The 677-nt window shown below is 58.3% G+C and carries 1 pseudogene; it reads right to left on the bottom strand.

The window, feature by feature from the left end:
- Window positions 1-677, bottom strand: a pseudogene (locus ACODSV_RS36295) (hypothetical protein); the annotation flags it as partial.

Raw genomic sequence — 677 nt, 5'->3', positions numbered from 1 at the left:
GAGGTCGTCGGGTCGCCAGGTGTCCTGTTCACGAAAGCTGACGGTGGCGTTGGCAAGGCCTGGGGGGATAATGTCGCCTACCGCCTCTACCACCCAGGGGGCGGGCCATTTCAGCGCTTCACCGATAACCGACAGGAACAGATTGTGCGAGCGCTTGGTCGGCTGCCCGTTACCCTCCAGCAAGTAGTGAACGGTTGCGCTGCCACTGGCAATGGCCTTGACCAAGGCATTCGGTACGTCGAAATAGTAAGTCCTGCCCCCAGGTAACACCTGATCGTCAATATGGGGTACAGAGCCATTTTCATTGGTCCCGGCCCAAATCAGAAAGACGCGCTCGTAGATCCGGGCATTGGCGGCTGAGACATAGAGCCCGATTCTTACGTGTTGATTGCCCAGCTCAGCCAAGTCGATGGTGGGGGCCGTATCGGGAAAATCCAACCAGGGCGGGTCCAAACGATCATTGCGCAGGTACACCGATATCCAGGTTATGACCGACCACAGAGCCCTTGGGTCGGGACCATTGCCGGTGGGGCCTACCACTTGGAAAGCGACTGGCAATTGCTCGCTGTCGCCGACATCGGTAATCGTCGGGTACTCCACGGTGAGCTTGATATCAGACCCAACGTCAGCGGGTTGCACTCGGTACTCTATGATCACGTTGCCCCAGGCCAGCCGAA

It is taken from the genome of Pseudomonas sp. FG86 (assembly GCF_057808775.1).
Note: the sequence above shows the minus strand (reverse complement) of the source record. Positions and strands in the feature narration are given on the sequence as shown.